The sequence below is a fragment of the Xanthomonas sp. CFBP 8445 genome (assembly GCF_025666235.1).
Lineage (GTDB): Bacteria > Pseudomonadota > Gammaproteobacteria > Xanthomonadales > Xanthomonadaceae > Xanthomonas_A > Xanthomonas_A indica.
Genome location: NZ_CP102594.1, coordinates 3,094,935 through 3,117,790 on the forward strand (window position 1 = coordinate 3,094,935; position 22,856 = coordinate 3,117,790).

Sequence of the window (22,856 nt, forward strand, 5' to 3'; positions counted from 1 at the left end):
AGGCGCCGCCAGCGCGATGTATGCGCCGAGGCGCCGAGGTTCAGGCGATGCCCAACCCCGGAATGGCGCTGATCGCGTCCGGGTCGAAGCCGGCCAGCGCGGCGAAATGGCGGCCGCGCGCCACGTAGTCGCGGTAGGCGCCGAAGCTGGGCGCACCGGGCGACAGCAGCACCACGCCGCCCTGCTCGCCCAGTGCCGTGCGCGCCAGCGCCACTGCTTCCGCCAGGTCGGCCGCGGCATGCAGGCCGAAGCCGGCGCCGGCGGCCAGTGGCGCCAGCAGCGCATGGATGCGCGGGCCGTTGGCGCCAAGGGTGACGATCTCCAGCGGCGCGCCACCGTCGCGCATGTGCGCGGCGAAGTCCTGCCAGTCCAGGCCGCGGTCGTGGCCGCCGACCAGCAGCGCGATGCGCCGCCCGCGGAAGCACTCCAGCGCGGCAAGGCTGGCATGCGGCGTGGTGCTGATCGAGTCGTTCACATAGGTCACGCCGTCGCGCGTGCCCAGGGTCTGCAGCCGGTTCGGCAACGGCCGGAAGCGATCGGCCGCCGGCGCCAACGCCGCCGCGTCCAGGCCCAGCGCCTCGATCGCGGCCAGCACCGCGCACAGGTTGCCGCGGTTGTGGCGGCCCGGCAGCGGCGCCTGCGCGCTGTCGTACACCGCGGTATCGCCGCGGTAGACCACCTCGCCGCGCATGTGCCAGCCGTCCTCGCGGTTGAACCAGCGCACCTCGCTGTCGGGCAGTTGCAGGCTGGCCAGCTGCGGATCGGCGGCATTGAGCAGGGCGATGCGCGGCCGCGCGTGCGTCACCAGTTCGAGCTTGTCGGCGATGTAGCGCGCCTGGCTGCCGTGCCAGTCCAGATGCTCGGGGAACAGGTTCAGCACCAGCGCCAACTGCGGCCGCGCGCCGCTGCGGGCGACGTCGCCGGTCTGGTAGCTGGACAATTCGATCGCCCAGTACTGCGGCGGCGGCGTGGGCGCCAGTACTTCCAGCAGCGGCACGCCGATGTTGCCGACCAGGCCAGTGCGGTGGCCGCCGGCGCGCAGCAGGTGCGCCAGCAGCGCGGTGGTGGTGCTCTTGCCCTTGGTGCCGGTGACGCAGACGCTGCCGGGCACCACGCCGTCCGCGCCGGCGTGCTCGGCGAACCACAGCGCGGTGCCGCCGACGAAGCGCGTGCCGCGCGCGGCGGCGGCCTGCGCCTCGGGCCGGTACGGACTGATCCCGGGCGACTTGATCACCACATCGAACGCGGCCAGGCGCTCGGCGCTGGCCTCGGTGTCCACGTGCAGGTCGGGATCGTGCAAGGCGGCGATCTCCGCCGCCTCGTCGGCCGAACAGAACACCGTCAGCGGCAGCGCACGTCGCGCTTCTCCGTTCCCGGCCCCCGATTCCCGCCCTCGCACCGCCGCATAGGCCGCACGGCCCTCGCGGCCCCAGCCCCACAACGCGACGCGCTGCGCCTCAAGCCGCGAAATTCGCACGCACGCGTTCCCACAGGTCGGCCGGGATGCGGTGCTGCGCGTCCAGTTCCAGCAGCGGTTCCACGCGCAGGTCGGTGGGGTCGAGCTGCGGCTGGATCTCGCGGATGAAGCGCGCCACCAGCGCGTCCTCCTTCCATTCCGCGCGCGCCGCCAGCGCGGCCATCGCCGCACGCGATTCGCGGCCTTCGCCGACGCACTCGAACGGTTTGTGGTCCTGGAACTCCAGCAGCGCATCGAAGCCGCCGGCCTGGCCGGCGTCGTCGAGCAGGTTGCGGCCGAAGATGCGCACCAGCCGCGTCTTGGGCATGAACGGCGCCAGCGCCAGGAACACGAAATGGCACTTCGGGCAGACCCCGCACCAGCGGTGCGCAGGACGCTCGCCGAGGATGTGGAAATTGCGGTTGCAGCTGGAGAAATGCGCGTCGTAGTGGTCGGTCTTGGCGAACTGCCGCGCCACCGCCAGTTCCGACAGCGGGCGCAGCAGCGAGTAGTAGCGCAGGTCCGCGGACACGTAGCGCTGCACCTGCGTGCCGAACGCCTGCTCGAAGGCCCAGCCCTTGGACCACTGGTGGTTGACCTCGCCGGTGCCGGCGATCTGGCTGCCGTAGCTGGCCGAATGTTCGTTGGAGAACACCACCTGGCCGGCGTCGTGCAGGACCGCGGCGAACACCAGGATCGCCGAATTCACCGCGGTCACCGGGATATGCCCGTTCCACGCGCCCTGCCGATTCAGTTCGAACAGCTCCGGCGCCAGCGTGCGACCAATGTTCAAGGTCGGCAGGCCGGTGCGCTCGGCGCAGGCGCGGATCAGCTGCGAGCCGCCGATCCAGGTCACCGTCTGCGTCACGCCGGCCGCACGCAAGGCCTCGATGCTGACCAGCGAATCCTTGCCGCCGCCGATCGCCACCAGGGCTTGGTCGCGCAGCCCCAGCGCTGCCGCATCGGCCACGCCGGCCTCGGCGGCCGGGAAGCGGATGCGCCCGCGCAGGTCCAGGCCGTTGCGATAGGCGAACTCGCCCAGGCCGTGCAGGTACACGCTGTCCAGCAGCGCGGCGGTCTCGGCATCGATCGCGTAATCGTCGATGACGATGCGCGGCGGCACCGCCGCCTTGTAGTAGCTGACGCCGGCGATCAGGTGCAGCAGGCGCAGGGCGCGCTGCGCCGCCTGCGCGCGCACCGGATCGAGCGCGAACGGCGCGCCGGGCACGGTGATGGTCTCCACCAGCTCCGGGCCGTCGTCGAACGCATAGACCAGGCGCGCCACGCCGCTGTCGGCGTCGAAGCCGCAGCGCACGAAGCGGAAGGTGGCGATCTGCTGTTTGTCGAAAGCGGTCATGGACGTCCTGCAAGCACACGGGTGTGCCGCAGATAGCGGCGGCACAGAAGAAATTCGAGCATCGAAAACGGCAAGGCGGCCCACAGCAGCGGCAGGCAGCCGAACACGAAGGCCATCAGCAGCAGTTGCCAGTGCTGCCCGGCCGGCACCGACGCGGCGGAGGCCAGGACGGCCACCAGCACATACAGCGCCAGCGCCGGCAGGTAGGCCAACGCGGCCAGCAGCGAGGTGCGCAGGGCGAGCGCGCCGGTGCTCGCCACGGGCCCGCGGCGCTGCCAGCGCAGCGCCAGCCATGCGCCGATGGCAGCGGCGGCCAGCGCCGGCAACGCCCACTTCAGGCTGTCGGTCCACGGCAGCGACGTGCCGGACTGATCCACCGCGGTGGCAGCCGCCATCGCAAACGCGCCGGCCACGGCGCTGCCCGCGACGAACTCAGTCCGTGCGCGCATCGATCGCCTCCTCGCGGGGCAACTCGCGCTGGTTGTAGGTGCTGGCCATGCTGTAGCCATAGGCACCGGCGTCGGCGATCAGCATCACGTCGTCGGGCGCGGTGCCCGCCGGCAGGCGCCGGCGCTTGCCGAACACGTCGCTGGATTCGCAGATCGGCCCGACCACGTCGAACACGGTCTCGGCCGGCTGCTCGAGCCGGCTCAGGTTCGCCACGTCGTGCCAGGCGTCGTACAGCGCCGGACGGATCAAGGTGTTCATGCCGGCGTCCAGGCCGACCCGACGGATGCCGTCCTTCTCGATCACCTGCGTGGCCCGGGCCAGCAGCACGCCGCATTCGGCGACCAGGTAGCGGCCCGGCTCGATCGCCAGGCGGAACGCCGGATGCACGGCCTTGGCCTCGGCCAGGCCCTGCGCAAAGGTGTCCAGGTCGAACGGCTCGTCGTCGGCGCTGTACGGGATCGGCAGGCCGCCGCCGATGTCGATGACCTCGACGCTGCCGATGCGCCGCGCGAACCCGGCCAGTTCATCGCACATGCGCCGCCAGTGCTGCGCCGTCTCCACGCCGCTGCCCAGGTGCGCGTGCAGGCCGACGATGCGGATATCCAGCGCGCGCGCGGCCTCGACGAACTCGTCGACGCGGGTCGCCGACAGCCCGAACTTGGAGGCCTTGCCGCCGGTGTTGACCTTCTCGTGGTGGCCGTCGCCATGGCCCAGGTCGATGCGCAGCCACAGGCTGCGGCCGCGGAACAGCTCCGGCCAGCGCTGCAGCGCCTCGACGTTGTCCACGGTCACGGTCACGCCCAGCGCGAACGCGGCTTCGTACTCGGCACGGGGCGCGAAGCTGGGGGTGAACAGCACGCGCCGCGGCGACAGCTCCGGCACGATCTCGAACACCCGGCGCAGTTCGCCGTGCGAGACGCACTCCAGGCCGAAGCCCTCCTCGACCAGCGTTTGCAGGATGGCCGGATGCGCATTGGCCTTGATCGCGTAGTAGCGCTGGTCCACCGCCGCGATCGCCTTGAGCGCACGCGCGCGCTCGCGCAGCGTCGGCAGGTGATAGACGTAGCGCGGCGTGCCGGCCTCGGCCAGGCGCAGCAGATGCGCGCGCTCGCCCTGCCACCACGGCACCGGCCGCGGCCGCACGGTGCCGGCGATCTCGCGCCAGCGCGGACCGAACACCTCGGTCTCCTCCACCGGCATCGCGCCGCTGTCGATCAGTTCGGCGTGCAGGATCGGCAGCAGCCCGTCGGCGTCGGTTTCGTCGATGACGAAGGTCAGGTTCAGGTCGTTGGACGACTGCGAGATCATGTGCACGCGCTCCTTGCCGAACGTGGCCCACACGTCCGAGAGCTTGTGCAGCAGCGAGCGCATGCCGCGCCCGACCAGGGTGATCGCCGCGCACGGCACGATGATCTTGACCCGGCAGATCTCCGCCAGATCGGCCGACAGCGCCGCCAGCACGTCTGTGTTGACCAGGTTCTCGCTCGGGTCCAGCGACACGGTGACGTTGGTCTCGGCCGAGCCGATCAGGTCCACCGACAGCCCGTGTTTCTTGAACAGCGCGAACACGTCGGCGAGGAAGCCGACCTGCTGCCACATGCCGATGCCTTCCATCGACACCAGCACGATGCCGTTGCGGCGGCTGATCGCCTTGACCCCGGGCACGGTGCGGGCGTCGCCGTCGATGCTGGTGCCGGGCAGTTCCGGGCGCTCGGTGTCCAGGATCGCCATCGGCACGCCGCCGTCGCGGCACGGCTTGATCGAGCGCGGGTGCAGCACCTTGGCGCCGGTGGTGGCGATTTCCTGCGCCTCGTAGTAATCCAGGCGGGTCAGCAGGCGCGCATCCGGCACCTCGCGCGGATTGGCGCTGAACATGCCCGGCACGTCGGTCCAGATCTCCACCCGGCTGGCGCCGAGCAGCGCGCCGAAGTACGCCGCCGAGGTGTCCGAGCCGCCGCGGCCGAGGATGGCGGTGCCGCCGTCCTCGTGCCGGGCGATGAAGCCCTGGGTGATCAGCATGCGCGTGGGCTGGGCGACGAAGCGCGCGCGCCACTGCGGATCGGACTGCCACTGGCACGACACCGACAGGCGCCGCGACCAGGCGCTCTGGTTCGGCTGCGGCGGCAGCGCGTCCAGCCACTGCCGCGCATCCATCCAGCCCATGTCCAGGCCATTGGCGCGCAAGTAGGCCGCGCCGAGAGTGGAGGACAGCAGTTCGCCCTGTCCCAGCACCTCGGCCTGCCAGTCCAGCGTGCGCTCGACCGCGCGCGGATCGGCGAGCAGGCCGCGCAGCGCCGCCAGGCGTTCGCCCAGCACCGCCTCGGCGTCCAGCTCCAGTTCGGCCAGGAAATCGCGGTGGCGCTGCTCCAGCGCGGCTACGCGCTGCGCGCTGTCGGCACTGCCGTCGGCGATCGCGGTCAGCTCGTTGGTGACCCCGGACAAGGCCGACACCACCACCAGTACCCGCGCACCGGTCTCGTCCGCGCGTTTTTTCGCCAGCCTTCCAATCGTGTCCCAGCGATGACGACGCGACACCGAGGTGCCGCCGAACTTGAGGACGATCCAACGATCGGCAGGAGAGGAAGCTGACATGGAGTGGGGTGTCTGGAGTGTGGGGAAAACGCCCGAATGCTCGGGCGGAACCCCCGATTCTACTGCCAACGGCGCGCCGGTGAGCGAGCGCCGCGACCAGCGACTGGACGGCGTTTCCGCGGGCCCGGGGCTGGGCAATCCGCTAGGCGTGATGCTCGGCGCCGTCGACCCGGGCGCACGGCGCATGCAGCGCCTGGCAGCCTGGCCGAACCTGCCGGAGACGGGCTGGCCGCGTTCGCACGACACGCACGAACACCGGCTGACGGTAGGCGCCTTCGTTCCCGGCGTCGGCGTCGCCGAGGACCCGGTCACCGGCAGTGCCAACGCACTGACCGCCGCCATGCTGCCCGCGCAGGGACGACTGCCGGGCCGTGGCGGGCGCTGCGTCGCCAACCAGGGATGCGAACTGGCCCGAGACGCCCGCGTCGAGCGCCTGGTGATGGGGAAGAGGTGTGGATCGGGAGGCCTCGTACAAGCGGTGATCGTTTGCAAGATCGCTTGGTAAGCTCCGGCCTCCCCCACCGCCGTCCGGAGTTCCCCGCCATGGCCGCACGCCGCTTCTTCCAGGTCGATGTCTTCTCCGCCCGCGCCGGCAACGGCAATCCCTTGGCCGTGGTGCTCGATGCCGATGGCCTGGACGCCGCCACGATGCAGACCATCGCGCGCTGGACGCGCCTGCCGGAAACCACCTTCGTATTCGCGCCGACGCGGCCGGACGCCAGCTACGGCCTGCGCATGTTCAGCCCGCAGAAAGAGGTACCGTTCGCCGGCCATCCCAGCGTCGGCACCGCGCACGTCGTGCTGGAAGCGGGCATCGCCACGCCACGCGACGGCGTGCTGGTCCAGGACGGCATCGCCGGCCTGCTGCCGCTCCGGGTCGACGTGGACGCTGGCGTGCGCAGCATCGCCATCCGTACCCCGCGCGCGCAGGTGGCCGAGATCGCCGATGCCGCCGATCCGCGCCTGCAGGCGGCGCTGCGCGGCTGGGCCCTGGGCGCGCTGCCGCCGGTGCGCATGGACGGCGGACGCTGCTGGTGGCTGGTCGAAGTGGCCGACGAAGCCGCGCTGCGCGCGCTGGCACCGGACTGGGATGCGATCGCCGCCCTGGCCGAAAGCACCGCCAGCATGGGCGTGTTCGCCTACGCCCGCGCCAGCGGCCAGGCCTATGCACTGGCGGTACGCGCTTTCGTCGGCAACGGCCGGCGGTTCGAGGACGCCGCTTCCGGCGCCGCCAATGCGGTGCTGGCGGCATGGCTGGACCACAGCGACGCCCTGCCCGGCCACGGCGGCCGCTATGTCGCCAGCCAGGGCCGCGAGGTCGGCCACGATGCGCTGCTGACGCTGCACGTGGACGCGGCCGGCGAGGTGTGGTCGGGCGGGCAGGTGCAGACGGTGATCGAAGGCCACATCGACTGGCCCTGATCGCCGTCGGTCGCCGCGCCCGTCTGCAGCTGCGGACGGGCGCGCAAAACAAAGGGCGCCTCGCGAGGAGGCGCCCTTTAAGTCAGCCAGGCAATACGTCAGTCGGGCAGGACGTCGACGCGGACGCGGATGCGGTCGCCCGGAGGCGAGGCGGTGCGGGTGTGGTAGTAGCGGCCGCCGTATTCGTAGGTCACGTCGTAACCGTCGACGCGGTCGTAGCGTTCGGTCCGATAGGACACCGGATCGCATTCGTGGACCACGCCGCCACCGTAGCCGCCGCCATAGGCGCGGGTATTGGTGTCGTAGATCGAGCGGCCGGCCAGGCTGCCGAGCATGGTGCCGACCGCGGTACCGACGAAACGGCCATTGCCGCCGCCGACGCGGCTGCCCAGCACGGCACCGGCGATGCCGCCGACCACCGAGGAGGCGGTGCGGCCGCCATCGGTGCCGCGGTAGCCGTAGTCGCTGGCGTAGCTGCCGGAGGCCGGACGGTCGTAGCAGCGCTCGGTGGTCTCGCGCGGACCATTGACCTGCACCAGGATCGGGTCGGCGCGTACCACGCGCGCGTATTCGTAGGTGCCGGACGCATAACCGCGGTCGCGGTAGTCGTCGTAGCGGGTGTAACCGTAATCCTGCGCGGCGGCGGAGCCGATGACGCCGACAGCGAGCGCAGCGGTCAACAGACGGGTCGAGAGCTTGTTCATGGCGATGGTTCCAAGCGCGTGGATCGCGCGACTGCATGCTCGATCCGACGCGGTGAAACCAGACTGAATTGGGACCGCCGCGGCGCGCGCATTTAGCGTCGCGACAGCTAGGCACTGCATCGAGCGCTCGTGCCAGAGAGAGAAAAAGCGCTAAGAACGAAGCGCGCTGCGTGCCGGACATCGTGCCGGTGGCGCCGCAGGCGCGATGTCCGCAATGGCGGCCCGGCCTGCTGCCGGGCCGCGTCGGGCTCAGCCGAGCTCCGCTTCCAGGCTGATCGGCACCGCACTGAGCGCCTTGGACACCGGGCAGTTCTGCTTGGCGTCGTCGGCCAGCTCGCGAAAGCGCGCAGCCTCGATGTTCGGCACCACGGCCTTGACCTTCAGGCGGATCTGCGACAGTTGCGGACCGCCTTCCATCGACAGGTCGACGTCGGCGCGCGTGTCCAGCGCGGTCGGCGGGAAGCCGGCTTCCGTCAGCTTGGCCGACAGCGCCATGGTGAAGCAGCCGGCGTGCGCGGCGGCGATCAGCTCCTCGGGGTTGGTGCCCTTCTCCTCGCCGAAGCGGCTGTTGAACGCGTAGCGGGTGTTCTCCAGCAGGCCGCTCTGCGGCGTGTGCAACCGGCCCTGGCCGGTCTTGAGATCGCCTTCCCAATGCGCGGTGGCGTGACGCGAAATGCCCATGCGAGGCTCCTGTCGGTGAGTGGAACGCGGACCATAGGCCAGGCGGCGTTATGCATGCGTGCTCCTGCGCGGCCATCGCGTTGGCCGCGCGTGCCGTAGCAAGGACCCGCGGCACCCCGCGGATTTGAAGGTGCCGGCGCCGGCCGCCGACAGAAAAGTCCGCGTTCGCAGCGAATATTCGCGCTTTTTTGCTTCCGGCCTATTGGCGCGGCGTAGCACATGCCCTACATTTCGCCATGCCGACGGGGTCGGCGCGACCCAAAACCACCAAATACGGAATCAGGACATCATGGCAAAGACCGCAAAAAAGGCTGCCCCGAAGAAGGCAGTGAAGAAGGTAGCGACCAAGGCCGCCGCCAAACCGGCCGCTCCCAAGCCGATCAAGGACGTGCTGAGCAAGTCCGCGCTCGTGGCGCACATCGCCGAGACCAGCGGCGTCATCGCCAAGGACGTGCGCGCCGTGATGGCCTCGCTGGAGCATGCCGTGGCCGGTTCGGTCAGCAAGAAGGGCGCCGGCTCGTTCACCCTGCCGGGCCTGCTGAAGATCACCGCCGTCAGCGTGCCGGCCAAGCCGAAGCGCAAGGGCATCAACCCGTTCACCAAGGAAGAGCAGTGGTTCGCCGCCAAGCCGGCCACCACCAAGCTCAAGGTGCGCCCGCTGAAGAAGCTCAAGGACGCCGCGCTCTGAGCAGCGTCGCCTGATCCAGGCAAGCACATCGACGAGACGGCTTCGGCCGTCTCGTTTTTTTTGGCCGCCCGCGCATCGGGTTGACGGCCCGCTAAGGCCGCGGCGGCTATACCGGTGCTTCCCTTCGACAGGATCACCTGCATGAAACTACAGGGCTTTCTCGACCAACTGCTGCAATCGGCGCAGGGCGCCGCCGGCCAGGCCATGGGCAAGACCGGCACCGCCGCTCCGACCGCACCGGCGCAGCAGGCCGCCGGCGGCCTGGGCGGCCTGCTCAACGCCGACTTCGGCAAGGGAGCCCTCAGCGGCGGCGCGCTCGGCCTGCTGCTCGGCAAACACCGCACCACCCGCAAGCTGGCGACCTACGGCGGCCTGGCCGCGCTGGGACTGATGGCCTATCGCGCCTACGGCGACTATCGCCGCCAGCAACTCGGCGCCGCCGCACCCGAACCGCAGACGCTGGACCGGCTGCCGCCGCTGGAAGTGGAACAGCACAGTCAGGCGGTGCTGCGCGCGCTGGTCGGCGCGGCCAAGGCAGACGGCCACCTGGACGAACGCGAACGCAGCCTGATCGAAGGCGAGTTCGCCCGCCTCCATGGCAACGACGCCGACGTGCAGCAGTGGCTGCATGCGGAACTGGAAAAGCCGCTGGATCCGGCCGAGGTGGCGCGCGCGTCGACCACCCCGGAGATGGCCGCGGAAATGTACCTGGCCAGCCTGCTCGCCGCCGACGCGCAGAGCTTCATGGAGCGCAGCTACCTGGACGAACTGGCACGGCAGCTCGGCATCGACGACGCCCTGAAGCAGCGCCTGCAGGAACAGGCCGCGACGCTGCACGCGGACTGAGCGCATGACCGCTGCGCCCGCGCCTTCGCCAGCGCAGCGCCTGCGCCGCGAATTGCTGCGCGCGGCGTTGCTTGCCGCACTGGCAGTGGCTGCCGCGTGGGCCTGGCGGCATCCGTGGGCGCAGCGCCTGCGCGTCGGCTGGGAGCTGGCCCGGGCGCCGGCGCCGACTGCGCTGCACATGCCGGTCGAAGGGGTAGATCCGCGCCGCGTCGCCGCCACCTTCGGCGCGCCGCGCGGGCGCGACCGCCAGCACGCCGGCGTGGACATCTTCGCCAAACGCGGCACGCCGGTGGTGGCGGCCACGCGCGGCATCGTCGTGGCCATCGCCGACCGCGGCCTCGGCGGCCGCCAGGTCTGGGTGCTCGGTCCGGCCCGGCAGCGGCACTATTACGCGCACCTGGAGACATGGGCGCCGGGGCTGCAGGTCGGCGACCTGGTGGAACCCGGCGACCCGCTTGGCGCGGTGGGCGACAGCGGCAACGCGCGCGGCACCCCACCGCATCTGCATTACGGCATCTACGCCGAGGGCGGCGCCTACGACCCGTTGCCGCTGCTGCGCGCCGGACGCTGAACGGAAGCACTGGAACAGAGCGTCGCGGGCAGCAGGCTCGTGGTGGCGCCTGGCCGCGCCTATCTTGGAGGCACACACCGCGTGCGCCACTGCCATGACCGCCTCCCAACGCTACCGCGTCACCGTCACCCCGATCCAGGACGACGGCCTGCCCTGCCAGGGCCGCTGCACCATCGAACTGGAGGCACGCTGCCGGCAGGACTGGATGCGCCTGCTGGAGGCGGCGCAGCGCCAGCCGGGACTGCGCGGCGACGAGCGCGCCGCGCTGATCGTCGGCACGCAGTTGCTGCGCAGCCTGGGCGAGCGCAGCGACGGCGAGGCGCGCGCGCTGCTGGCGCCGTTGCAGCCGGCGCTGAATGCCCTGCTCGCGCGGCTGGCGCCTGCGCCTGTCGCGTAAGGCCGCGACGCGGGGAGCGCAGCGATTCCGCTAATCGCGCATTCACCGCCCGCGGTTATGGTGAAACCCCTCTTCATTGCCAGGGCCCGCTCGATGACCTTCCGCCAGTTCACCCTGCGCACCGCGGCGCTGCTGCTGCTCGCCACCGCCGCCCAGGTCCAGGCCGAGCCGACCATCCAGGGCCGCCAGGTCAGCGTCGGTGCCGCCGACGTGCAGCACTATCTCGACGGCAGCTTCCCGCAGACGCACAAGGCGCTCGGCGGGCTGATCAAGATGACCGTTCGCGACCCGAAGCTGAGCCTGCCGCCGGGCGATCGGCTGAAGATGCAGTTCGACCTGAGCATGACCACCGGCGGCGGCGCGGCGACGCCGCTGGGGCAGGTGCTGCTGACCAGCGCGCTGCGCTACGACCAGCAGAGCCAGAGCTTCCACCTGCAGTCCCCGACCATCGACGACTTCCGCCCGGCCGCCAACGGCGGCAAGCTCGACGCCAACACGCGCGAACTGCTCAATGCCTGGCTGGAGGACTATGCGCGCAAGGAGCCGATCTACAAGCTGGATCCGCGCCTGACCGCCATGCTCGGCGACGTGCAGATCCAGTCGGCCGGCGTGGAGAACGGCGCGCTGGTAGTGCGTTTCAATCAGGACATCAGCAAGCTGGTGCCTGCAGGCATGCTTCCCGGGCAATAACCCACACGCTGGCCTGCGCATGCCGGCGAAGGGCGTCCGGCGCACCGCGCACGCAAAGAAACGGCGGCCAAGGCCGCCGTTTCTACGTCGATCGCGCTTCGGCCTACGCCACCAGCATGGCGGCGCAGGCGCACCGCCGCGGACTCAGCCCAGCGCCTTGGCCACGGCCTGCGCGAATGCCGGGATGTCGTCCGGCTTGCGGCTGGTGATCAGGTTGCCGTCCACCACCACCTCCTGATCCTCCCAGCGTCCACCGGCATTGGACAGGTCGGTCTTCAGCGACGGCCACGAGGTCACCTGGCGGTCGCGCACCAGCCCGCTCTCGGCCAGCAGCCACGGCCCATGGCAGATCGCCGCCACCGGCTTGCCGGCACTGGCGAAGGACTGGATGAAGGCGATCGCCGTAGGCTCGGTGCGCAGGTTGTCGGGATTGATCACCCCACCCGGCAGCACCAGCGCGTCGTAGTCGCCGGCCTGGGCCTGCTGCAGGCGCTTGTCCACCGGCACGCTGTCGCCCCAGTCCTTCTTGTTCCAGCCGCGGATGCTGGTGGCCTCGCCCGGCGCGATCACGTCGACCTGGGCGCCCCAGGATTCCAGCAAGCGCTTGGGCTCCTGCAGTTCCGATTGCTCGAAACCGTCGGTGGCCAGGACAGCCACCTGCTTGCCGGCAAGGGAAGGCATTGCGCTCATGGGACACTCCTCGAATGGGGGAACACCCACCCTAGGAGCGCCGCGGTGGCAAGGCCGTGAACCACGCGTCGGCGCGGCGTGCACGGCTGGACGTGACGCTAGCGCTTGGGCTGCAGCATGGTACCGGTGCAATTCCTGGCGCCGCAGCGGCATTCCCAGATCTTCTTCAGCCGCGGCGTGTGCCGCTCGGCCAGGGTGATGCCGTAGTTGTAGGTGAGCTCCTCGCCGGGCTTGATGTCGCGCAGCGCCTCGATCACCACCTTGTCCTTGCGGCGGTCCTCGCCCTCGGCCTCGACGATCACTGCCTCGCAGTTCGGCGCGCAGCTGTGGTTGATCCAGCGCGCGTCGTTGCCCTCGTAGTTGGCGTCGATCACGTAGTCGTCGCTGAGGGTGAACAGGAAGGTGTGCCCGGTCTCGACGTCGCCGGCCTCGTCGCGGTCGACCTCGGCGTGGGTGCGGCGGCGGCCCTTGTATTCGATGACCCGCTCGCCTTTCTTGAGCGGCAGCACGGCGAACACGCCGTTGCCATGGATGCGGGACTTGCGGGCGGCGATCTTGCGGGGCATGCGGCGATCCGGACAGGAAAGCCTAGATTCTGGCGCACATCGCCCGCGATCCCAAGCCCGCGCGTGTCAGGCCGTCAGACGCCACCCCGGCGAGGCCGAATCGCCACGATCGAAAGAAAAGATGAACGGCCGGGTTGGACCCTGCGGCGCAAAAGAGTACAATTTCGGTCCGCATTGAAATTCGACCGTGTCGCCATGCTCCGCGTCACCAAGCTCACCGATTACGCCACCGTCGTCCTGACCGTGCTCGCCGCGCGTCCGAACGAAGTGTTGAGCGCGACCGAACTGGCCGAGCAGGCCGGGCTGGAGTCGCCCACGGTGAGCAAGCTGCTCAAGCCGTTGGCCCAGGCCGGCCTGGTCGAAGGCCTGCGCGGCGTGCGCGGCGGCTACCGGCTGGCGCGCCCGGCAGACGCCATCACCCTGATCCAGATCGTCGAGGCGATGGAAGGCCCATTGGCGATCACCGAATGCAGCCACCACGGCAGCCAGTGCAGCATCGCCCAGACCTGCGGCGTGCGCTCCAACTGGCGGCTGATCAACGACGTGGTCGCCGACGCGCTGCGCGGCGTGACCCTGGCGCAGATGCTTCACCCCCTCCTCCCCTCCGGCGATCCGAAACGGCGTCCCATCGCCGTGCGGTTCGCGACCACCTGACCTGTAGGCAGCCCGATGGCCACCGAAAACGCTGAAATCCTGGAACGGCTGGGACGTCGCTACGACGCCGGCTTCGTCACCGACATCGAATCCGATTCGTTCCTGCCCGGCCTGAACGAGGACGTCGTGCGCGCCCTGTCCGTGAAGAAGGACGAGCCGGAATGGATGACCGAATGGCGCCTGGCCGCCTACCGGCACTGGCTGAAGATGCCGATGCCGCACTGGGCCAAGCTGGACATCGCACCGATCGACTTCCAGGCGCTGAGCTACTACTCCGCGCCCAAGGGCCCGAAGTACGCCTCGCTGGACGAGGTGCCGAAGGAATTGCTGGACACCTACGACAAGCTCGGCGTGCCGCTGCACGAGCGCGCCAAGCTCGCCGGCGTGGCGGTGGACGCGGTGTTCGACTCGGTTTCGGTCGGCACCACCTTCCGCAAGGAACTGGCCGAAAAGGGCGTGATCTTCTGCTCGATGTCCGAGGCGATCAAGGAACACCCGGAGTTGGTCAGGCAGTACCTCGGCAGCGTGGTGCCGGTCGGCGACAACTTCTTCGCCGCCCTCAACTCGGCGGTGTTCTCCGACGGCAGCTTCGTGTTCATTCCCAAGGGCGTGCGCTGCCCGATGGAGCTGAGCACCTATTTCCGCATCAACGCCGGCCACACCGGCCAGTTCGAGCGCACCCTGATCGTGTGCGAGGACAAGGCCTACGTGTCCTACCTGGAAGGCTGCACCGCGCCGATGCGCGACGAGAACCAGCTGCACGCGGCGGTGGTCGAGCTGGTGGCGCTGGAAGACGCCGAGATCAAGTATTCCACCGTGCAGAACTGGTATCCGGGCGACGAGGAAGGCCGCGGCGGCATCTACAACTTCGTGACCAAGCGCGGCGAGTGCCGCGGCGCGCGCAGCAAGATCACCTGGACCCAGGTCGAGACCGGTTCGGCGATCACCTGGAAGTACCCCTCGTGCGTGCTGCTGGGCGACGACTCGGTGGGCGAATTCCACTCGGTGGCGCTGACCCATCATCGCCAGCAGGCCGACACCGGCACCAAGATGATCCACGTCGGCAAGCGCACCAAGAGCAAGATCGTCAGCAAGGGCATCAGCGCCGGTCGCGGGCAGAACACCTACCGTGGCCTGGTCAAGGTGGAACGCAGCGCCGAGGGCGCGCGCAACTACACCCAGTGCGACTCGCTGCTGATCGGCAAGCAGTGCGGCGCGCATACCTTCCCGTACATCGAGGTGCGCCACCCCACCGCGACCGTCGAGCACGAGGCCACCACCTCCAAGATCAGCGACGACCAGTTGTTCTATTGCCGCGCGCGCGGCATCGACCAGGAGAACGCGGTGTCGATGATCGTCGACGGCTTCTGCAAGCAGGTGTTCCGCGAACTGCCGATGGAGTTCGCGGTGGAAGCCAAAAAGCTGCTGGAAGTGTCGCTGGAAGGCTCGGTGGGCTGACGCCTGCGAAGCCGGGAATCGGGAATGGAGAATCGGGAATCGGTTCTCTTCCCGCATCTTTCCGCTGCACCTCTACCTGCTCTTCCCTATTCCCCATTCTCGAGTCCCGATTCCCAATATCATGCTGACCATAGACAACCTCCACGCCTCCGTCGCCGGCAAGGACATCCTCAAGGGCCTGTCGCTGCAGGTGAAGCCCGGCGAAGTGCACGCCATCATGGGCCCCAACGGCGCCGGCAAGTCCACCCTGGGCAACGTGCTGGCCGGCCGCGACGGCTACACCGTGACCGACGGCAGCGTGCGCTTCGACGACGCCGACCTGCTCGAACTGGAACCGGAGGAGCGCGCCGCCGCCGGCCTGTTCCTGGCCTTCCAGTATCCGGTGGAAATCCCCGGCGTGAACAACACCTACTTCCTGCGCGCCGCGCTCAATGCGCAGCGCAAGGCGCGCGGCGAGGCCGAGCTGGATTCGATGCAGTTCCTCAAGCTGGTGCGGCAGAAGCTGGCGGTGCTGCACCTCAAGGACGAACTGCTGCATCGCGGCGTCAACGAGGGCTTCTCCGGCGGCGAGAAGAAGCGCAACGAGATCTTCCAGCTGGCGGTGCTGGAACCGAAGCTGGCGATCCTCGACGAGACCGACAGCGGCCTGGACATCGACGCGCTCAAGACCGTCGCCGAAGGCGTCAACGCGCTGCGTTCGCCGGAGCGCGCGTTCGTGGTGATCACCCACTACCAGCGCCTGCTCGACTACATCAAGCCCGATGTGGTGCATGTGCTGGCCGATGGTCGCATCGTGCAGACCGGCGGCCCCGAGCTGGCGCTGGAGCTGGAAGCGCACGGCTATGCCTGGCTGAAGGAGCGCGTGGCGCCCGAGGCGGCGGTGCAATGAGCGCCCTGCTCGACTCGCTGGCCGCCGCGTTCCACGGCGATGGCGCGCGCCGCGCGCCGCTGGAGCAGGCGCTGCGCGACGGCCTGCCCGGCGCGCGCAGCGAAGCCTGGAAGTACACCTCGCTGCGCGCGCTGGAACGGCGCAGCTTCGCGCCCGCACCGCAGACCGCACCGGCAGTGGATGCGGCACTGCTCGACGGCATCCCGGCACCGCGCCTGGTGTTCGTCAACGGCCGCGCCAGCGATACGCTGTCGGACCTGTCCGGCCTGCCGGCCGGGGTGGAGCTGCAGCGCCTGTCGACGATCCTGCAAAGCGGCGACGATGCCATGCGCTTCCTCGGCCGCCGCTTCGAGCGCAGCGACGAGGTGTTCGCCCGGCTCAACGCTGCCCTCGCCGACGAAGGCAGTGTGCTGCGGGTGGATGCCGGCGTGCGCGTGGCGCAGCCGCTGCACCTGGTGTTCGTCTCCACCGCTGCCGATTCCGATCTGGCCTGGCACCATCGCCACCTGATCGAACTGCGCCAGGACGCGACGCTGGCGCTGGTCGAGCATCACCTGCATGCCGGCGACGCCGCGCACCTGAGCAACAGCCTGGCGCACGTGCACCTGGCCGCCGGCGCGCAGCTGACCCACGCCCGCGTGCAGGACGAGGCGGCCGGCGTCACCGCGCTGCTGCGCACCGACGCGGTGCTGGCGCGCGACGCGCAGTACCGGCGCATGGACCTGGAACTGGGCGGCGCGCTCGCCCGGCACGAACTCAACGTGCGCCTGGAGGGCGACAACGCCCGGCTGGTCGCCAACGGCGTGCTGCTCGGCAATGGCCGGCGCCAGCTCGACACCCGCCTGGGCATCGAGCACATCGCCCGCGACACCGCCTGCGAGCTGCTGTGGCGCGGCGTCGCCACCGGGCGCAGCCGCGTGGCCTTCCATGGCGGCATCCAGATCCGCCACGGCGCCGACGGCACCGACGCGGCGCTGTCGAACAAGAACCTGCTGCTGTCCGCCGACGCCGAGATCGATACCCAGCCGGTGCTGGTGATCGACGCCGACGAGGTCAAGGCCGCGCACGGCGCCACCGTCGGCCAGCTCGATACCAATGCATTGTTCTACCTGCGCTCGCGCGGCCTGCCGCAGGAGCGCGCGCAGCAACTGCTGACCGCCGCGTTCTGCCGCGAGCCGCTGGGCGCGCTGGAGCCGGCACTGAGCGAAGGCTTGCTGGCGCGGCTGGAGCGGGCGCTCAGCGCCGCAGGCGTGGCATGAACGGGCCCGCCGCGCACACCGCCACGCCGCAGGCGCCGGACTGGGACGCGGTCCGGCGCGACTTTCCGCTGCTGATGCGGGAAGTGCACGGCAAGCCGCTTGTGTACTTCGACAACGCCAACACCGGGCAGAAGCCGCTGCAGGTGATCGCGGCAACCGACGCTTTCTACCGCCGCCACAACGCCAACGTCAGCCGCGCCGTGCACGCGCTCGGCAGCGAGGCCACCGAGGCCTACGAAGGCGCACGAACCCGGCTGGCGCGGTTTCTTAACGTGCGCGCCGACGAACTGGTGCTGTGCAGCGGCGCCACCTTCGCGCTGAACCTGGTGGCGTACTCGTGGGCACTGCCGCGGCTGCGCGCCGGCGACACCATCCTGGTGTCGCGCATGGAGCACCACGCCAACATCGTGCCCTGGCAACTGGTCGCGCAGCGCACCGGTGCCACGGTCAAGGTCGCCGAAATCACCGCCGACGGCGCGCTCGATCTGGACGCGTTGCGCGCGGCGATGACCGCCGACGTCAAGCTGCTGGCCCTGGCCCACGTCTCCAACGTGCTGGGCACGGTCAACCCGGTCCGCGAGATCTGCCGCGAGGCGCGCAAGCGCGGCATCGTCAGCGTCATCGACGGCTCGCAGGCGGCGCCGCACCGGCCGCTGGACGTGGCCGCGATCGGCTGCGACTTCTACGCCATCACCGGCCACAAGATGTGCGGCCCGACCGGCACCGGCGCGCTGTGGGCGCGGCGCGAGCACCTGCAGGCGATGCCGCCGTTCCTAGGCGGCGGCGAGATGATCAAGGAAGTCAGCTTCGACGGCACCGTGTTCAACGACCCGCCGCACAAGTTCGAGGCCGGCACCCCGAACATCGCCGGCTTCTTCGGCCTCGGCGCGGCGGTGGACTATCTGCAGGCGATCGGACTGCAGCATGTGGAAGCGCGCGAGAGCGAACTGCTCGCACACCTCACCGAGGAACTGCAGCGGATCGACGGCCTGCGCCTGTTCGGCACCGCACCCGGCAAGGCCGCGGTGGTCTCGTTCCTGATCGAGGGCGCCCACGCCCACGACCTGGCGACCCTGCTCGACCTGGAAGGCGTGGCGGTGCGTTCCGGCCAGCACTGCGCGCACCCGCTGCTGCAGTTCTACGGCGTCGCCGCGACCTGCCGCGCCTCGCTGGCGTTCTACAACACGCACGAGGAGATCGAGCGCTTCGTGGCGGCGTTGTTGAAGGTACGCAAGCTATTGGGGTAAAGCCAGGACCCGGGACTCGGGACCCGGGACCCGAAAAATCAAAAGCGACACTTCAGGCCAGATCCGTCTCTGTACGAAATGGCAACGCTTTTGCTTTTCCGGGTCCCGGGTCCCGGGTCCCGGCTTCTCTCCGGCATAATCCCCGCATGCACACCCTCACCTTCCGCACCGCCACTGTCGACGATCTCGACGCCATCGCCGCCTTGGTCACCTCGGCCTATCGCGGCGACAGCAGCCGCGTCGGCTGGACCACCGAAGCCGACCTGCTCGACGGCAACCGTATCGACCGCGAGGTGCTGCGCGCCGACATCCTGCGCCCGCGCAGCCTGGTGCTGCTGGCCGAACGCGACGGCGAACTGATCGCCTGCGCGCATGTCGCCGACGACGACGGCGCCGGCTATTTCGGCATGTTCTCGGTGCAGCCGCAGGCGCAGGGCGGCGGTCTGGGCAAGACCGTGCTGGCCGAGGCCGAGCGCATCGCCTGGCAGGAGTGGCGGTTGCCGCTGATGCGGATGTCGGTGATCGACCTGCGCGAAGAACTCATCGCCTTCTACGAGCGCCGCGGCTATCGCCGCACCGGCATCAAGAAGCCCTTTCCCTACGGCGATGCGCGCTTCGGCCTGCCCAAGCGCGAAGACCTGCGCTTCGAGGTGCTGGAAAAGCCGCTGGGCGGTGCTGCATGAGCGAGACCTGGACCTTCGTCTGCGCCGACGGCGAACTGCTGCCGGGCGAAATGAAGACGGTGTGGGACGAGGTGACCGACACGCCGATCGTGGTGTTCAACTTCGACGGCCAGTTCTATGCGCTGGAAGACCGCTGCAGCCACGAGGACTACGAGCTGTCCCCCGGCACCTTCGACCCTGCTGCCGGCAGCATCGAGTGCGTGCTGCACGGTGCCCGCTTCGACGTGCGCGACGGCCGCGCCCTGTGCGCGCCGGCCTACGGCCCGGTGCCGAAGTTTCCGGTGAAGTCCGAACACGGCGGGCTGTGGACCCGCGACGACCGCGGCTGAGCGCGCGCCGCGCGCGCCCCTATCCCAATACGGTTGTGCCGCGGCGTGTTTCGCCGCCGGACAGCATGCGCCTGTCGCCTCATTGCTCCTGCGCGCCCACCAGACTCAAGCCCCTTTAAGCACTTGGCGTCGCTAAAGATCTAGCGGCAGCGTGCCGCTATGTCTGTAGACAAATTACGTTCTGCGTCTCAATTGTCATTGAAGTTTATTGCAAAAGAAAATTTATTTAATCGAAGGCCGCCACACACCGCTTCTGGACCGCATTCTCACGAGGAATTCCCATGACCGCCTTCCTGCAGCGTTTCAACGTCAGCCAGCGCCTGTCCGCCGCCTTCGGCATCCTGATCCTCATCTCCGGCCTCCTGGTGATTGCCGGGCTGATCACCATGACCGGCGCGCGCAAGCAGCTGGACATCATCGTGCACGGCAACGTCAAGAAGATCGAACTGTCCAGCGGCATGCTGGATGCGAACTCGGCCATCCTGATCGCACTGGGCGCGTACGCCAATCATTCGAGCGCGGACGACACCGCCAGTTCGCTGGCGCTGATCCAGCGCGAGCGCGCGCATTACGACGAGGAGCGAAAGAGGCTCTACGCAATGCCGACCACCCCGGCTGGCCAGGCCCTGCGCACGGAGATCGATCGTCTGCAGAAGATCGCGCGGCCGTTGAACAACGCCGTGATGGAAGCGGCCGCCGCGGGGGACTACCAGCGCGCGCAGACCCTGCTGCGTGAACAGTCGCGCCCTGCCACGCTGGCATGGCAGGCCAAGATCCGCGAGAACGTAGCCCTGCAGCACCGGCTTAGCGCCGAGGCTTATGACGCCGCGGTGAGCCACCTCTCACGCGGCCGGGCGATGCTGATCGGCGGAGGCATCGCGGCCGTCCTGGCCAGCAGCCTGCTGGCCTGGCTGATCACCCGTAGTCTCACCGTGCCGCTGAGCCGCGCCACCCGCGCCGCCGAGGCCATCGCCGACGGCCGCCTGGACAACGACGTGAGCACCGACGCGCGCGACGAACCCGGCCGTTTGCTGAGCGCGATGGACCGCATGCAGACCCAGTTGCAGCGTTTCTCCGGCGAGACCGCGTTGATGATCGAGCTGCATGCCGACAAGGACATCAGCCACCGCATGCCGCAGGATTTCCCCGGCGTGTACGGCGAACTGAGCAAGGGCATCAACACCATGATGTTCGAGCATCTGGATGCCATCGTCGACGCCATCGGCGTGCTCAACGAATACGCCAATGGCGACCTACGCCGCGATGCACGTCGCCTGCCCGGCAGCCGCGCGGTGCTGCACGAATCGATGGATGCGGCCAAGGCCAGCCTGCTGGCGATCAACACCGAGATCAAGCGCCTGGCCGCGGCCGCCGCCGCGGGCGATTTCAGTGCCCGCGGCGATGCTGCGCACTTCCAGCACGACTTCCGGCTGATGGTGCAGGACCTCAACGCGATGATGGAGGTCAGCGACCGCAACCTGGGCAAGCTGTCGGCGCTGCTGCAAGCCATCGCCGCCGGTGACCTGACCGCACGCATGGACGGCGAGTTCCACGGCGTGTTCGCGCGGATGCGCGACGACGCCAACGCCACCGCCGACCAGCTGACCGGCATCGTAGGCCGCATCCAGACCGCCGCGGTCAGCATCAATGCCGCGGCGACCGAGATCGCCGCCGGCAACGACGACCTGTCGCGCCGTACCGAGCAGCAGGCCGCCAGCCTGGAGGAAACCGCCGCCTCGATGGAGGAGCTGACCTCCACGGTGAAGCAGAACGCCGAGCACGCCCGCCAGGCCAATCAGTTGGCGGTGGGCGCGGCGTCGGTCGCCTCGCAGGGCGGCGCGGTGGTTGGTCAGGTCGTCGAGACCATGAGCGGGATCGAGGCCTCTTCGAAGAAGATCGCCGACATCATCAGCGTCATCGACGGCATCGCGTTCCAGACCAACATCCTGGCGCTCAACGCCGCGGTGGAAGCCGCCCGTGCCGGCGAACAGGGCCGTGGCTTCGCCGTGGTGGCCAGCGAAGTGCGGACGCTGGCGCAGCGTTCGGCCAATGCGGCCAAGGAGATCAAGACCTTGATCGACGATTCAGTCGGCCGCGTCGCCACCGGCTCGGCCTTGGTCGACCAGGCCGGCAAGACCATGCACGAGATCGTGTCGTCGGTGCAGCGCGTCACCGACATCATGGGCGAGATTTCCGCCGCCTCGCAGGAGCAGTCGGCCGGCATCGAGCAGGTCAACCAGACCGTCACCCAGATGGACGAGGCCACCCAGCAGAATGCGGCGCTGGTGGAGGAAGCCACGGCGGCGGCGCGCTCGATGGAAGAGCAGGCCGGCCAGCTGACCCAGGCGGTGGCGCTGTTCAAGATCGACACGCGCCATGCCGCGGCCTCCGGCAGCGCGCGCAACGTGGCTGCGCAGCGTGCGCAGGCGCACACCGCCGAGGCACTCGATCCCGCGGCCTGAGCCACTCCGGCATGACCTGGATGCGTCCTCGCGGCGCATCCCGTGCCATGCGCCGGCGCCGGCAGCTGGCGGCGCCGGAGCCGGCTGCGGCACACTGTGCGCCTCCCCCTTGCGAGCGCGCCCATGAAGATCGTCGAAGTCCGCCACCCGCTGGTGCAACACAAGATCGGCCTCTTGCGCGACGCGGCGCTGAGCACCAAGGGCTTCCGCGAACTGGTCACCGAGCTGGGCACCCTGCTCGGCTACGAGGCCACCGCCGACCTGGAGACCGAGACCCACACCATGGACGGCTGGGCCGGCCCGACCCAGGTGCAGCGCATCGCCGGCGCCAAGATCACCCTGGTGCCGATCCTGCGCGCGGGGCTGGGCATGCTGCCCGGCGTGCTGGCGTTGATTCCCGCGGCGCGGGTCAGCGTGGTGGGCCTGCAGCGCGACGAGGAGACGCTGCAACCGGTGCCCTACTTCGAACGCCTGACCGGCCGCCTGGAGGAGCGCGACGCGCTGATCCTGGACCCGATGCTGGCCACCGGCGGCACCCTGATCGCCACCGTGGACATGCTCAAGCGCGCCGGTGCACGGCGGATCAAGGGCATTTTCCTGGTCGCCGCGCCGGAAGGCCTGCAGGCGCTGGAAGCGGCGCATCCGGACGTGGAGGTGTACACCGCCGCCATCGACGACCAGCTCAACGACAAGGGCTACATCCTGCCGGGCCTGGGCGATGCCGGCGACCGCATCTTCGGCACCCGCCTGGGCTAGGGCGTGCCA

General features: G+C 69.6%; 23 protein-coding genes and 1 pseudogene. 16 read left to right on the plus strand and 8 right to left on the minus strand.

Going from position 1 to position 22,856, the window contains the following annotated elements; genetic code table 11:
* Nucleotides 1-40 precede the first annotated feature (40 nt).
* Genes murD through NUG21_RS13200 form a run of 4 tightly spaced genes read right to left on the minus strand, consistent with a single transcriptional unit; the run spans nt 41 to nt 5,855 of the window.
* A complete protein-coding gene (murD, locus tag NUG21_RS13185; protein WP_263391105.1) occupies nt 41-1,477 on the minus strand; it encodes a UDP-N-acetylmuramoyl-L-alanine--D-glutamate ligase in 1,437 nt (478 codons plus the stop codon).
* The gene (gene murL / locus NUG21_RS13190; RefSeq protein ID WP_263391107.1) at nt 1,458-2,813 is read right to left on the minus strand and encodes a UDP-N-acetyl-alpha-D-muramoyl-L-alanyl-L-glutamate epimerase; all 1,356 of its coding nucleotides are present in this window, start codon (nt 2,811-2,813) and stop codon (nt 1,458-1,460) included. The genes murD and murL overlap by 20 nt, the downstream gene beginning before the upstream one ends.
* Nucleotides 2,810-3,262, minus strand: a complete 453-nt coding sequence (locus NUG21_RS13195; protein ID WP_263391108.1) for a hypothetical protein — start codon at nt 3,260-3,262, stop codon at nt 2,810-2,812. The genes murL and NUG21_RS13195 overlap by 4 nt, the downstream gene beginning before the upstream one ends.
* On the minus strand, nt 3,246-5,855 hold the full coding sequence (locus tag NUG21_RS13200) for a bifunctional aspartate kinase/diaminopimelate decarboxylase (protein WP_263391109.1): 2,610 nt from the start codon (nt 5,853-5,855) through the stop codon (nt 3,246-3,248). Before NUG21_RS13200 ends, NUG21_RS13195 begins: the two co-directional genes overlap by 17 nt.
* Nucleotides 5,856-6,114: 259 nt before the next feature.
* On the opposite strand from NUG21_RS13200, the pseudogene NUG21_RS13205 reads away from it, so the two are divergent.
* Both NUG21_RS13205 and NUG21_RS13210 read left to right on the plus strand, forming a co-directional pair.
* A pseudogene (locus NUG21_RS13205) lies at nt 6,115-6,360 on the plus strand (PhzF family phenazine biosynthesis protein); the annotation flags it as partial.
* A gap of 38 nt (nt 6,361-6,398) precedes the next feature.
* Nucleotides 6,399-7,277, plus strand: coding sequence for a PhzF family protein (locus tag NUG21_RS13210; protein ID WP_160947039.1), 879 nt, complete (start codon nt 6,399-6,401; stop codon nt 7,275-7,277).
* Between the two features lie 98 nt (nt 7,278-7,375).
* Here NUG21_RS13210 and NUG21_RS13215 read toward each other — a convergent pair whose 3' ends face one another.
* The gene (locus NUG21_RS13215; protein ID WP_263391110.1) at nt 7,376-7,981 is read right to left on the minus strand and encodes a glycine zipper 2TM domain-containing protein; all 606 of its coding nucleotides are present in this window, start codon (nt 7,979-7,981) and stop codon (nt 7,376-7,378) included.
* A 249-nt stretch (nt 7,982-8,230) separates the two neighbouring features.
* A complete protein-coding gene (locus tag NUG21_RS13220) occupies nt 8,231-8,662 on the minus strand; it encodes an OsmC family protein (RefSeq protein ID WP_019796894.1) in 432 nt (143 codons plus the stop codon).
* A gap of 289 nt (nt 8,663-8,951) precedes the next feature.
* On the opposite strand from NUG21_RS13220, the gene NUG21_RS13225 reads away from it, so the two are divergent.
* The 5 genes from NUG21_RS13225 (at nt 8,952) to NUG21_RS13245 (ending at nt 11,854) form a co-directional block, all read left to right on the plus strand.
* Nucleotides 8,952-9,350, plus strand: coding sequence for an HU family DNA-binding protein (locus NUG21_RS13225; RefSeq protein ID WP_026143706.1), 399 nt, complete (start codon nt 8,952-8,954; stop codon nt 9,348-9,350).
* Nucleotides 9,351-9,491: 141 nt separating this feature from the next.
* Entirely contained in the window at nt 9,492-10,196 is a 705-nt protein-coding gene (locus NUG21_RS13230; protein ID WP_242156809.1) for a tellurite resistance TerB family protein, read from the plus strand.
* A gap of 4 nt (nt 10,197-10,200) precedes the next feature.
* Nucleotides 10,201-10,767: a M23 family metallopeptidase gene (locus NUG21_RS13235; protein ID WP_242156806.1), complete on the plus strand. Its 567-nt coding sequence runs from the start codon at nt 10,201-10,203 to the stop codon at nt 10,765-10,767.
* 94 nt (nt 10,768-10,861) lie between these two features.
* Nucleotides 10,862-11,164: a DUF3861 family protein gene (locus NUG21_RS13240; protein ID WP_263391111.1), complete on the plus strand. Its 303-nt coding sequence runs from the start codon at nt 10,862-10,864 to the stop codon at nt 11,162-11,164.
* Nucleotides 11,165-11,257: 93 nt separating this feature from the next.
* Nucleotides 11,258-11,854, plus strand: a complete 597-nt coding sequence (locus tag NUG21_RS13245) for a DUF1439 domain-containing protein (protein ID WP_263391112.1) — start codon at nt 11,258-11,260, stop codon at nt 11,852-11,854.
* Nucleotides 11,855-11,998: 144 nt separating this feature from the next.
* Here the strand turns inward: NUG21_RS13245 and NUG21_RS13250 are convergent, their stop codons facing one another.
* A complete protein-coding gene (locus NUG21_RS13250) occupies nt 11,999-12,544 on the minus strand; it encodes a type 1 glutamine amidotransferase domain-containing protein (RefSeq protein WP_160947045.1) in 546 nt (181 codons plus the stop codon).
* A 98-nt stretch (nt 12,545-12,642) separates the two neighbouring features.
* Nucleotides 12,643-13,110: an SET domain-containing protein gene (locus tag NUG21_RS13255; RefSeq protein ID WP_160947046.1), complete on the minus strand. Its 468-nt coding sequence runs from the start codon at nt 13,108-13,110 to the stop codon at nt 12,643-12,645.
* A gap of 195 nt (nt 13,111-13,305) precedes the next feature.
* Here NUG21_RS13255 and NUG21_RS13260 point away from each other — a divergent pair, with 195 nt between their 5' ends.
* The 9 genes from NUG21_RS13260 to upp all read left to right on the plus strand — a co-directional run bounded on the left by NUG21_RS13260 (nt 13,306) and on the right by upp (nt 22,847).
* On the plus strand, nt 13,306-13,764 hold the full coding sequence (locus NUG21_RS13260) for an SUF system Fe-S cluster assembly regulator (RefSeq protein ID WP_019796608.1): 459 nt from the start codon (nt 13,306-13,308) through the stop codon (nt 13,762-13,764).
* A gap of 15 nt (nt 13,765-13,779) precedes the next feature.
* Nucleotides 13,780-15,222 (plus strand): Fe-S cluster assembly protein SufB, encoded by a 1,443-nt coding sequence (gene sufB, locus NUG21_RS13265; protein ID WP_160947047.1) that lies wholly within the window; start codon nt 13,780-13,782, stop codon nt 15,220-15,222.
* A gap of 121 nt (nt 15,223-15,343) precedes the next feature.
* Nucleotides 15,344-16,111: a Fe-S cluster assembly ATPase SufC gene (gene sufC / locus NUG21_RS13270; protein WP_019797168.1), complete on the plus strand. Its 768-nt coding sequence runs from the start codon at nt 15,344-15,346 to the stop codon at nt 16,109-16,111.
* Complete coding sequence (sufD, locus tag NUG21_RS13275) at nt 16,108-17,370, plus strand: Fe-S cluster assembly protein SufD (protein WP_160947048.1); 1,263 nt, start codon at nt 16,108-16,110, stop codon at nt 17,368-17,370. The genes sufC and sufD overlap by 4 nt, the downstream gene beginning before the upstream one ends.
* Complete coding sequence (locus tag NUG21_RS13280) at nt 17,367-18,617, plus strand: cysteine desulfurase (RefSeq protein ID WP_263391113.1); 1,251 nt, start codon at nt 17,367-17,369, stop codon at nt 18,615-18,617. The genes sufD and NUG21_RS13280 overlap by 4 nt, the downstream gene beginning before the upstream one ends.
* Before the next feature lie 146 nt (nt 18,618-18,763).
* Nucleotides 18,764-19,300: a GNAT family N-acetyltransferase gene (locus NUG21_RS13285; RefSeq protein WP_263391114.1), complete on the plus strand. Its 537-nt coding sequence runs from the start codon at nt 18,764-18,766 to the stop codon at nt 19,298-19,300.
* Entirely contained in the window at nt 19,297-19,629 is a 333-nt protein-coding gene (locus NUG21_RS13290) for a non-heme iron oxygenase ferredoxin subunit (RefSeq protein WP_017915885.1), read from the plus strand. The genes NUG21_RS13285 and NUG21_RS13290 overlap by 4 nt, the downstream gene beginning before the upstream one ends.
* A 281-nt stretch (nt 19,630-19,910) precedes the next feature.
* On the plus strand, nt 19,911-22,091 hold the full coding sequence (locus tag NUG21_RS13295; RefSeq protein WP_263391115.1) for a methyl-accepting chemotaxis protein: 2,181 nt from the start codon (nt 19,911-19,913) through the stop codon (nt 22,089-22,091).
* A 123-nt stretch (nt 22,092-22,214) separates the two neighbouring features.
* Complete coding sequence (gene upp / locus NUG21_RS13300) at nt 22,215-22,847, plus strand: uracil phosphoribosyltransferase (protein WP_263391116.1); 633 nt, start codon at nt 22,215-22,217, stop codon at nt 22,845-22,847.
* The last annotated feature ends 9 nt before the right edge of the window (nt 22,848-22,856 follow it).

Excerpts from the sequence above, each read along its gene's own strand:
- murL (WP_263391107.1), bottom strand. The coding sequence starts at position 2,813 with ATGACCGCTTTCGACAAACAGCAGATCGCCACCTTCCGCTTCGTGCGC.
- NUG21_RS13195 (WP_263391108.1), bottom strand. The coding sequence starts at position 3,262 with ATGCGCGCACGGACTGAGTTCGTCGCGGGCAGCGCCGTGGCCGGCGCG.
- NUG21_RS13200 (WP_263391109.1), bottom strand. The coding sequence starts at position 5,855 with ATGTCAGCTTCCTCTCCTGCCGATCGTTGGATCGTCCTCAAGTTCGGC.
- NUG21_RS13210 (WP_160947039.1), top strand. The coding sequence starts at position 6,399 with ATGGCCGCACGCCGCTTCTTCCAGGTCGATGTCTTCTCCGCCCGCGCC.
- NUG21_RS13215 (WP_263391110.1), bottom strand. The coding sequence starts at position 7,981 with ATGAACAAGCTCTCGACCCGTCTGTTGACCGCTGCGCTCGCTGTCGGC.
- NUG21_RS13220 (WP_019796894.1), bottom strand. The coding sequence starts at position 8,662 with ATGGGCATTTCGCGTCACGCCACCGCGCATTGGGAAGGCGATCTCAAG.
- NUG21_RS13225 (WP_026143706.1), top strand. The coding sequence starts at position 8,952 with ATGGCAAAGACCGCAAAAAAGGCTGCCCCGAAGAAGGCAGTGAAGAAG.
- NUG21_RS13230 (WP_242156809.1), top strand. The coding sequence starts at position 9,492 with ATGAAACTACAGGGCTTTCTCGACCAACTGCTGCAATCGGCGCAGGGC.
- NUG21_RS13235 (WP_242156806.1), top strand. The coding sequence starts at position 10,201 with ATGACCGCTGCGCCCGCGCCTTCGCCAGCGCAGCGCCTGCGCCGCGAA.
- NUG21_RS13240 (WP_263391111.1), top strand. The coding sequence starts at position 10,862 with ATGACCGCCTCCCAACGCTACCGCGTCACCGTCACCCCGATCCAGGAC.
- NUG21_RS13245 (WP_263391112.1), top strand. The coding sequence starts at position 11,258 with ATGACCTTCCGCCAGTTCACCCTGCGCACCGCGGCGCTGCTGCTGCTC.
- NUG21_RS13250 (WP_160947045.1), bottom strand. The coding sequence starts at position 12,544 with ATGAGCGCAATGCCTTCCCTTGCCGGCAAGCAGGTGGCTGTCCTGGCC.
- NUG21_RS13255 (WP_160947046.1), bottom strand. The coding sequence starts at position 13,110 with ATGCCCCGCAAGATCGCCGCCCGCAAGTCCCGCATCCATGGCAACGGC.
- NUG21_RS13260 (WP_019796608.1), top strand. The coding sequence starts at position 13,306 with ATGCTCCGCGTCACCAAGCTCACCGATTACGCCACCGTCGTCCTGACC.
- sufB (WP_160947047.1), top strand. The coding sequence starts at position 13,780 with ATGGCCACCGAAAACGCTGAAATCCTGGAACGGCTGGGACGTCGCTAC.
- sufC (WP_019797168.1), top strand. The coding sequence starts at position 15,344 with ATGCTGACCATAGACAACCTCCACGCCTCCGTCGCCGGCAAGGACATC.
- sufD (WP_160947048.1), top strand. The coding sequence starts at position 16,108 with ATGAGCGCCCTGCTCGACTCGCTGGCCGCCGCGTTCCACGGCGATGGC.
- NUG21_RS13280 (WP_263391113.1), top strand. The coding sequence starts at position 17,367 with ATGAACGGGCCCGCCGCGCACACCGCCACGCCGCAGGCGCCGGACTGG.
- NUG21_RS13285 (WP_263391114.1), top strand. The coding sequence starts at position 18,764 with ATGCACACCCTCACCTTCCGCACCGCCACTGTCGACGATCTCGACGCC.
- NUG21_RS13290 (WP_017915885.1), top strand. The coding sequence starts at position 19,297 with ATGAGCGAGACCTGGACCTTCGTCTGCGCCGACGGCGAACTGCTGCCG.
- NUG21_RS13295 (WP_263391115.1), top strand. The coding sequence starts at position 19,911 with ATGACCGCCTTCCTGCAGCGTTTCAACGTCAGCCAGCGCCTGTCCGCC.
- upp (WP_263391116.1), top strand. The coding sequence starts at position 22,215 with ATGAAGATCGTCGAAGTCCGCCACCCGCTGGTGCAACACAAGATCGGC.